The organism is Marisediminitalea sp. (assembly GCF_984433645.1).
In genome coordinates, this window is the sequence record NZ_CFIDRX010000180.1 from 1 (window position 1) to 8,753 (window position 8,753).

At 48.6% G+C, this 8,753-nt stretch carries 7 protein-coding genes; 6 read left to right on the forward strand and 1 reads right to left on the reverse strand.

The genetic code is table 11. The features are described 5' to 3' along the window. From AC4MRN_RS17385 to AC4MRN_RS17395, 3 genes are all read left to right on the forward strand, one after another. Positions 1-1,868, forward strand: a 1,868-nt coding sequence (locus AC4MRN_RS17385; RefSeq protein ID WP_491203985.1) for a putative bifunctional diguanylate cyclase/phosphodiesterase, incomplete at its 5' end; no start/stop codon positions are given. A gap of 138 nt (positions 1,869-2,006) precedes the next feature. After that, positions 2,007-3,902: a propionyl-CoA synthetase gene (locus AC4MRN_RS17390; protein WP_491203989.1), complete on the forward strand. Its 1,896-nt coding sequence runs from the start codon at positions 2,007-2,009 to the stop codon at positions 3,900-3,902. A 124-nt stretch (positions 3,903-4,026) separates the two neighbouring features. Next, positions 4,027-4,350: a DUF3392 family protein gene (locus AC4MRN_RS17395; RefSeq protein ID WP_491203986.1), complete on the forward strand. Its 324-nt coding sequence runs from the start codon at positions 4,027-4,029 to the stop codon at positions 4,348-4,350. 71 nt (positions 4,351-4,421) lie between these two features. Here AC4MRN_RS17395 and AC4MRN_RS17400 read toward each other — a convergent pair whose 3' ends face one another. Continuing rightward, a complete protein-coding gene (locus tag AC4MRN_RS17400) occupies positions 4,422-5,102 on the reverse strand; it encodes a cytochrome b/b6 domain-containing protein (protein ID WP_491056037.1) in 681 nt (226 codons plus the stop codon). A 248-nt stretch (positions 5,103-5,350) separates the two neighbouring features. Here AC4MRN_RS17400 and dapB point away from each other — a divergent pair, with 248 nt between their 5' ends. The 3 genes from dapB to carB all read left to right on the forward strand — a co-directional run. Further along, the gene (dapB, locus tag AC4MRN_RS17405; protein WP_491203987.1) at positions 5,351-6,154 is read left to right on the forward strand and encodes a 4-hydroxy-tetrahydrodipicolinate reductase; all 804 of its coding nucleotides are present in this window, start codon (positions 5,351-5,353) and stop codon (positions 6,152-6,154) included. 294 nt (positions 6,155-6,448) lie between these two features. After that, complete coding sequence (gene carA / locus AC4MRN_RS17410) at positions 6,449-7,579, forward strand: glutamine-hydrolyzing carbamoyl-phosphate synthase small subunit (RefSeq protein ID WP_155014340.1); 1,131 nt, start codon at positions 6,449-6,451, stop codon at positions 7,577-7,579. 11 nt (positions 7,580-7,590) lie between these two features. Beyond that, positions 7,591-8,753, forward strand: a 1,163-nt coding sequence (carB, locus tag AC4MRN_RS17415) for a carbamoyl-phosphate synthase large subunit (protein WP_491203988.1), incomplete at its 3' end; no start/stop codon positions are given.

The following is an 8,753-nucleotide window of genomic DNA, read 5'->3' on the forward strand; positions in this document are numbered from 1 at the left end:
GTCACGAAGGGGTCTTAAATCGTATTGACGGACAAGTTAGTCGCGTCAAGGCTACCGGCAAAGCGCGCTACAGAGGCGGGCGTGTAACCCATATCTACGGTGCGCTGGAAGACATAACCGACGCCTATCGTCTGTTGGAAACTGAACACAATTACACGGCGTATCTGGCGGCTATTCTGGATAACCTGAATGATGCAGTGGTGACCATCGATGTCTTAGGCACGGTCATCACCGCCAACAAATCGCTGTATACCGTCTTTGGTTATTTGCCTGAGGAGGTGATTGGGCAGGATGTGAAAATGCTGATGCCACAGTCATACAGCCAGTTCCATTCCGACTATATCCGCCACTACGTGGAAACAGGCAAAGCGAAAATTATCGGCGTTGGGCGGGAAGTGATAGGTAAACACAAGAGTGGCAAGGAATTTCCTATCGAACTGTCTATTTCTGAGGTGATTCAGGACGGACAACGTCAGTTTGTCGGCATCGTCAAAGACATTACTGAGCGGAAAAAAGCCATTCAGGATATCTATCAAACGGCTTACTTTGACTCACTGACATTGCTGCCTAATATGCGGTCGTTTGAAAAAGATCTCGAACGGGTACTGGACCAAACGGCGTCACAATACCGGTCCTTAGACATCTATTGCTGTTTGATTGATATGGATAACTTCGCACAATACAACTTATCGTTTGGTAAGCATGTGGGCGATGCCATATTGCGGATTGTTGGTCAGCGGTTGAAAAAGCTGTTGCCCGATGGACTCATGCTATACCGAGGGATCGGTGATAATTTTCTTATTTTATCTACCACGCCTATCGATAATAACGCCAAGCAGTCAAGCATGATACTCGATAGCCTGGAATGGGAGTGCCACAAACAAATATCAGCGCCACTTACTATTTCAAAACTAGTCCATAACGTAACAGCCGCTATTGCATCTTGTCGTCTGGACGCCAGAAAAGCGTCATATGAAAAGATTAACGGTGTACTGACCTTTGGTAAGAAACGAGCTAAAAAACAGGGACCTGGCGGCATGCTTGCGCTGGATAAGGCCGCTTTTAACGACTATGCGCGGTATCAGGAAATTTCGCATTCTTTTGCGCGCGCGCTTGATGATGGGGAATTTTATCTCATGTTGCAGCCTCAGTATGACGGTAATCAGCACATTGTCAGTTCGGAAGCGTTGATTCGATGGGAACACCCGACTCTGGGCTTTATCAGTCCGGCGGAGTTCATTCCGGTTGCAGAAGAAAGTGATGCCATCATAGACATTGGAAATTGGGTCATTGAAGAGGCATGCCGGTTGCTGCAAACGTGCCAGAAGCAGGGGGTTCGTACCCGGATAGCAGTCAATATCAGCGGCAGACATATTGTTCGGGCTGATTTTGCCAAACAGTTGCTGGAAACCGTCATCAAATGGCAGGTTAACCCGGATATGCTAATGCTGGAAATCACTGAAACCACGTTAATCAGCAGTGTTGAATTAGTTCGGGAGCGCATGGAGTCGTTAGGTCATGAAGGTTTTTCGTTTTCCATTGATGATTTTGGTACCGGCTACTCAAGTTTGAGTTACCTCAAAGAGCTGCCCATTTCGGAATTAAAGATAGACCGCTATTTTGTCGACGAAATAACTTTTCAGGACGAACGCGTACCTATTGTCGACTCTATTGTCGACTTAGCACATGCGCTGAATGTAAGTACGGTAGCAGAAGGCATCGAGAACGAATTTCAGTGTGATTACCTTAAACAGCGGGGCTGCAGCTACTTTCAAGGCTTTTATTTCTCAAAACCATTAGCTGAAAAGGACTGGCTTAATGCTGTTCTTTCCGCTGAAAAAGTGCAGGTTGCTCAGACCGAAAAATAGCCGTTTTTCGTTAAATTGTCGACATATAAGCCAATGGTCGTATGCGCATTTTTACCATTTTCTATTAATGTAATGTCATGTTGAAACTTTCAAGGCAAGTTTCAGGGTCACCAAATAATAATTAGGAAATGCATGCGTATGTCATACCAAGCCGAATACCAGCGTTCTATTGAACAACCAGAATTATTTTGGGCTGAACAAGCCCGTACCATACCCTGGTACACCTCGCCAAAGACGATCTTGAGTCAGGATAACGACGGAATTTATCATTGGTTTGAAGACGGTGAACTGAATACCTGCTATATAGCTGTTGACTATCATGTCGAGCAAGGACGCGGTGAGCAGCCTGCAATTATCTATGATTCGCCAGTAACCGGCACAAAAAACACTGTGACCTATAGCGAACTGCAAAGCCAGGTTGCCGCCTTTGCCGGCGTATTGAAAAGTCAGGGCGTGGAAAAGGGTGACAGAGTCGTTGTTTATATGCCCATGATTACCGAGGCGGTAGTTGCAATGCTGGCTATTGCGCGATTAGGCGCAATTCACTCGGTTGTATTTGGCGGGTTTGCCCCTCACGAGCTGGCCGTGCGTATTGAAGATGCACAGCCCAAACTGATCGTCACAGCGTCCTGTGGCATTGAGGTCGCTAAAGTCATTGAGTACAAGCCACTTGTCGACAATGCTATTGAACTTTCTTCGTATAAACCACAAGCCTGTATTGTACTGCAGCGCCCTCAAGCAAAAGCGAGCATGCAGGAAGGTCGGGATATTGACTGGCATACCGCGGTGGCTGACGCCATCCCCGCAGAATGCGTAGCGGTAAAAGGCACCGACCCGCTTTATATCCTTTATACATCGGGCACAACAGGCAAGCCTAAGGGCGTGGTTCGAGAAAATGGCGGGCATGCTGTTGCGCTGAAATATTCCATGACGGCTGTTTATAATATGCAGCCAGGCGACGTGTTCTGGGCCGCATCTGATGTGGGTTGGGTTGTGGGTCACTCCTACATTGTTTACGGCCCTTTATTACACGGTTGTACCACGGTGGTTTATGAGGGCAAGCCCGTGCGAACACCGGACGCGGGTGCGTTCTGGCGAATGGTAGACGAGTATAAAATTAAAGCTCTGTTTGCCGCTCCCACCGCATTCAGAGCTATCCGCAAAGAAGACCCGACTGCCAGCGAGTTGGCAAAGTATGATATCTCGTCACTCGACACGATTTTCATGGCAGGAGAGCGATTGGATCCTCCTACTTACTTATGGACCGTTGATAAAACAGGTAAGCCTGTTGTGGATCACTGGTGGCAAACCGAGACCGGGTGGGCAATATGTGCCAATCTGATGGGCGTAGAGCCTAAGCCGGCCAAGCCGGGGTCGTCGACTGTGCCAACACCTGGATTTAATGTGCAGGTACTGGATGCTCGCGGGCAGGAACTCCCGCCCGGAGAGCAGGGTGCAATCGCTATAAAATTGCCGTTACCGCCAAGTTGCCTGGCGACGATTTGGGGCGACCTCGAGCGCTTTAAGTCGGGTTATCTGAGTGATTTCCCTGGTTATTACTGCTCAGGCGATGGCGGCTACAAAGATGATGACGGTTATGTGTTCATTATGGGGCGTACCGATGACGTAATAAATGTCGCTGGCCACCGACTGTCTACCGGTGAGATGGAAGAAATCCTCGCCGCCCACGATGCCGTGGCGGAATGCAGTGTTATTGGCGTACACGATGCATTAAAAGGGCAGGAGCCGGTGGGTTTGGTGTTACTGAAAGACGGTTACGATATCGACCCGGATGATCTGCAAAAAGAGCTGGTAGCCATGGTAAGAAAAGAAATTGGACCTATAGCCTGTTTTAAACGAGCTGTTGTGGTGCCACGCTTACCGAAAACTCGTTCAGGCAAGATCCTGCGTAAATTACTTCGCCAGATAGCGGCGAATCAGGAAGTCGCCGTGCCTTCGACCATTGATGATCCGGCGAGCGTACCGGAAATCGAATCTATCATGAAAGCGCAAGGGCTGGTGGCATCAGACTAACCGTTTCAACATCCGACAGAGCGCGTTCTCTGCATTGGCCGGTTTATGCCGGCCTTTTTTGTTTTGACAGTTGTTAGCTTGCCTTTCAGAATACGCGTACTTTTCTGGGGTTGGAGTTGTTAAGTTGTCTGCGTATACCATCCACATAAGCCATATTCTGGCAGAGTATTTCGACGAAATGAGCCTGATGCTGTTAGCGACGTTACTGGTAGTGTATGGCGATATCATCAATAAACACATCAAACGCATCCTTTCGCCATATCACTTTGTGATTCGGTGCGCCCTATTCGTTGTGCTGTGCGCTTTTGGCTACGGCGCATTGACTGTCTACGGCGCGCCTTTTTTGCATCATCTGTTTAACTACATTGCGTATGAATACCGCGGGCTGGCATTTGTTGTAGCGTTTTTTGCGCTGGGGTTAGCTGCAGAACGACGTCGCTATATTTAGATTTTCACAAAGTGTGGTGTGCTCCACAACAAAAAGGGGCCAGATGCCCCTTCGTATTGTACTGAATACAGCTAGTAGAAAAACTCTTCGACAACCGGTTCTGGCGGCAGCACTTCAATAAACACGTACATGGCTGCAATGACAATCAACGCAAGGATGGCGGCAACCAGTAAGCGGGATGAACTGATACCCTGCGCCTTAGTCGTTTTCTTTCCGTGCAGCATGGCTGGCACAAGGAGCTGCTTTTTGTATCTGGCATAAAACACCACCGCGCCCACATGTAACACAATGGCAGCCAATAACACGTTAAAAGCAGTGTGGTGAATGGCGTTCATAACATCACGTGTCGCGTCGGATACCGCGTCGTAGTAGGGACCGTTGCTGAAAATATCATCGCCAATGAACAAACCACTGATGCCCTGGGCTGCTACTAACAGTAACAGCGCTATGACCATCCAGCCGCCAAGCGGGTTGTGTCCCGCATGTTCTTCAGAATGTTTATTAGTCAGGGTTTTGGCATAGGCGACCACTTTACCGGGCCCGGTAAGGAACTGACTGAATTTCGCGTAAGTTGTGCCTACAAAACCCCAACACAACCTGAATAAAATCAGCCCCAGGGTGAAATAACCAATCTTAAAATGCCAATCGATGGCGTCAAAAACTTCGGCTGTCAGATACTGGGCCAGAATACAGGCTACCAATAGCCAGTGGAAAAGACGGGTGGGGATATCCCAGATAAGGCGTTTTTCCATACGTACCACTCCAAAACAGGATGAACAAAAACAAAAGCTTGCACGAGTTGGCGCTGTCAGGCAACGCCGACTACCGCAAATTTTGATCTATCACAGTACTTTTTTATATTGAAGAGCATGGATTCGCGGTTTTCATCTGGGTCAGCTTCGGGCACAATTTGCGCAAATACAACAACACCCACTAAATAGCAGCATGACGATACAATGTTAGTAGAAGTGGTGTTTTTAAATGTTAAGTAAGGTTTTTCATGAAAGTAGGTCTTTTTGGCGCAAATGGCAGAATGGGGCGCGTGCTCATTGAAGCATTGAACGAGCACAAACAAGCCAATTTGTCGGTAGCCAGTGTGCGGGATGACTCCCCATGGGTAGGTATGGATGTGGGTGAACTGGCCGGTATTGGCAAACTGAATACAGCTTGCGAAGGTGTATCCGGTCTCAACCCTGATGACGTGGATGTCATGATTGACTTTACTCTGCCTGCCGCCTTTGACAGCAATCTAGCCTGGTGCGTTCAGCACAAGAAGCCGGTTGTTATTGGTACGACGGGGCTGTCTGACGCACAGTTAACCAGCCTGGCAGACGCTGCGAAGTCTATTCCTGTGGTATTTGCTGCAAACTACAGTGTTGGCGTTAACTTAATGTTATCGCTGGTAAAACAAGCGGCCAGAGCGCTAGGTAGCAGCGCCGATATTGAAATTATTGAAGCCCACCACCGTTTCAAGCAGGACTCGCCGTCAGGAACCGCTATGGCCATTGGCGAAGCGATTGCCGACGAACTGGGGCGCGATCTCAAAACCTGTGCGGTGTACGGACGGGAAGGTAAAGAGCCGCCACGTGACCACAATACAATCGGTTTTGCGACCGTTAGGGCAGGTGATGTAGTGGGTGAACATACTGCTTTATTTGCTGACATTGGTGAACGTCTTGAAATCACCCATAAGGCGTCCAGTCGTCTTACTTTTGCCCGTGGTGCAGTACATGCTGCGTGTTGGTTGGCTGATAAGCCGGCGGCCCAATACGGCATGAATGACGTGCTCTCACTACAAAAGTAAATACTATTATTAATACTTTTGAAGGGTTTGAGTGCTTTTTAGCGCAAAAGCGATATTTTTATAAATTTAGTGGATTGGATTAGACCTTTTGGAATAGTTCAGATATAATCCGCGGAATTTGCCAAAATTTTGCGCTTGAAAAGTGCTTTGCCTTAATTTGGCTGGTACGTAGCGCAGTTTAATTAGCTGCAAATAATTGTAAACGGGAAGTAAGTGTGTCTTTACCTCCCGTTTTTTGTGAGTGTTTATCGTAACTGGCTTAAACTCTCGGTTATCCTTAATTTGGAGGTTGACTTGGCTAATTCCGCCCTTTTGGTGTTAGAGGATGGTTCTGTCTTTAAAGGAACTGCGATTGGTGCGCAAGGCGTGTCTGTTGGTGAGGTTGTTTTCAACACATCAATGACCGGCTATCAGGAGATCCTGACTGACCCCTCTTATGCTGAACAAATTGTAACTCTGACTTATCCCCACATTGGTAACACGGGTACTAACCCGGAAGATGTTGAATCCGATAAAATCTGGTCGAAAGGCCTGGTGATTCGCGATTTACCCCTCGTTGCCAGTAACTTTCGTAACGAACAAACCCTGTCTGACTATTTAAAAGCTAACAATATTGTTGGTATCGCAGACATCGATACACGTCGCCTTACGCGAATCTTGCGTGACAAAGGTGCGCAGAATGGCTGCATTATGTGTGTCGACTCGCTTGACGAAGCCGAAGCGCTATCGCAAGCCAAAGCCTTTCCTGGCTTAAAAGGCATGGACTTAGCCAAAGTGGTTTCAACCACTGAAACGCAGCAATGGGATGGCGGCGTATGGGAATTAGGCACTGGCTACAAAACGGGCAGTGATTACAAGTATCACGTCGTTGCATACGATTATGGTGCGAAGCACAACATCCTGCGAATGTTGGTAGACCGCGGTTGTAAATTGACCCTGGTACCAGCACAAACGCCTGCTGAAGACGTACTGGCGATGAATCCGGACGGTGTATTCCTGTCTAACGGCCCGGGTGACCCTGAGCCATGTGATTACGCAATTGAAGCGATTAAGACCATCGTTGATACCGGCCTGCCGGTATTTGGTATCTGTTTAGGCCACCAGTTACTGGCATTAGCCAGTGGCGCAAAAACAGTAAAAATGAAGTTTGGACACCACGGTGCTAACCATCCGGTTAAAGACCTCGAGCGTGACGTTGTGATGATCACCAGCCAGAACCACGGTTTTGCGGTAGACGAAGCATCATTGCCTGACACGCTGAAAGTTACCCATATTTCATTGTTTGATAAATCCCTGCAGGGCATTCATCGTACCGACAAGCCAGCGTTCAGCTTCCAGGGGCACCCTGAAGCGAGCCCAGGCCCGCACGATGCAGCTGCATTGTTTGATCATTTTATCGACCTTATTGAACAGTCAAAGCAGTAGGAACTAGCCCAATGCCAAAACGTACCGACCTAAAAAGTATATTGATTCTGGGCGCCGGACCGATTGTTATCGGCCAGGCATGTGAGTTTGACTACTCAGGCGCTCAGGCTTGTAAAGCCCTGCGCGAAGAGGGCTACCGGGTAATTCTGGTTAACTCTAACCCGGCTACCATTATGACCGACCCGGAAATGGCGGATGCGACGTACATCGAGCCTATTCACTGGGAAGTGGTCCGCAAGATCATTGAGAAAGAGCGTCCTGACGCCATTCTGCCTACCATGGGTGGTCAGACTGCACTGAACTGTGCGCTTGACCTGAACCGCGAAGGCGTACTGGAAGAATTTAACGTTGAGTTGATTGGTGCCACGGCGGATGCCATCGACAAAGCGGAAGACCGTGAGCGCTTCGATAAAGCCATGAAGTCAATTGGTCTTGAGTGTCCGCGTGCTGAAATTGCGCACACGCTGGAACAAGCTCACGACGTGCTCTCACGCATTGGTTTCCCTTGTATTATTCGTCCGTCTTTCACCATGGGTGGAACCGGTGGCGGTATCGCTTACAACATCGATGAATTCAACGAAATCTGTACCCGTGGTCTGGACCTGTCACCGACCAACGAACTGTTGATCGATGAATCACTGATCGGTTGGAAAGAGTACGAAATGGAAGTGGTTCGCGATAAAGCAGACAACTGTATTATCGTATGTACCATTGAAAACTTCGATCCAATGGGTGTACACACCGGTGACTCCATCACCGTTGCACCAGCGCAAACCCTGACCGATAAAGAATTCCAAATCATGCGTAATGCCGCCATGGCAGTACTGCGTGAAATCGGTGTTGAAACCGGCGGTTCAAACGTACAGTTTGGTGTCGACCCTAAAACGGGCCGTCTGGTTATCATCGAAATGAACCCGCGTGTATCGCGCTCTTCAGCGCTGGCTTCTAAAGCCACAGGTTTCCCTATCGCGAAAGTCGCTGCCAAACTGGCAGTCGGTTACACCCTGGATGAACTGGCTAACGATATCACCGGTGGATTAACACCAGCGTCGTTTGAGCCGGCTATCGACTACGTTGTAACTAAGATCCCACGTTTCAACTTTGAGAAGTTTGCCGGTTCTAACGACCGACTAACAACACAGATGAAGTCAGTGGGCGAGGTCATGGCGATTGG

Excerpts from the sequence above, each read along its gene's own strand:
- AC4MRN_RS17390 (WP_491203989.1), top strand. The coding sequence starts at position 2,007 with ATGTCATACCAAGCCGAATACCAGCGTTCTATTGAACAACCAGAATTA.
- AC4MRN_RS17400 (WP_491056037.1), bottom strand. The coding sequence starts at position 5,102 with ATGGAAAAACGCCTTATCTGGGATATCCCCACCCGTCTTTTCCACTGG.
- dapB (WP_491203987.1), top strand. The coding sequence starts at position 5,351 with ATGAAAGTAGGTCTTTTTGGCGCAAATGGCAGAATGGGGCGCGTGCTC.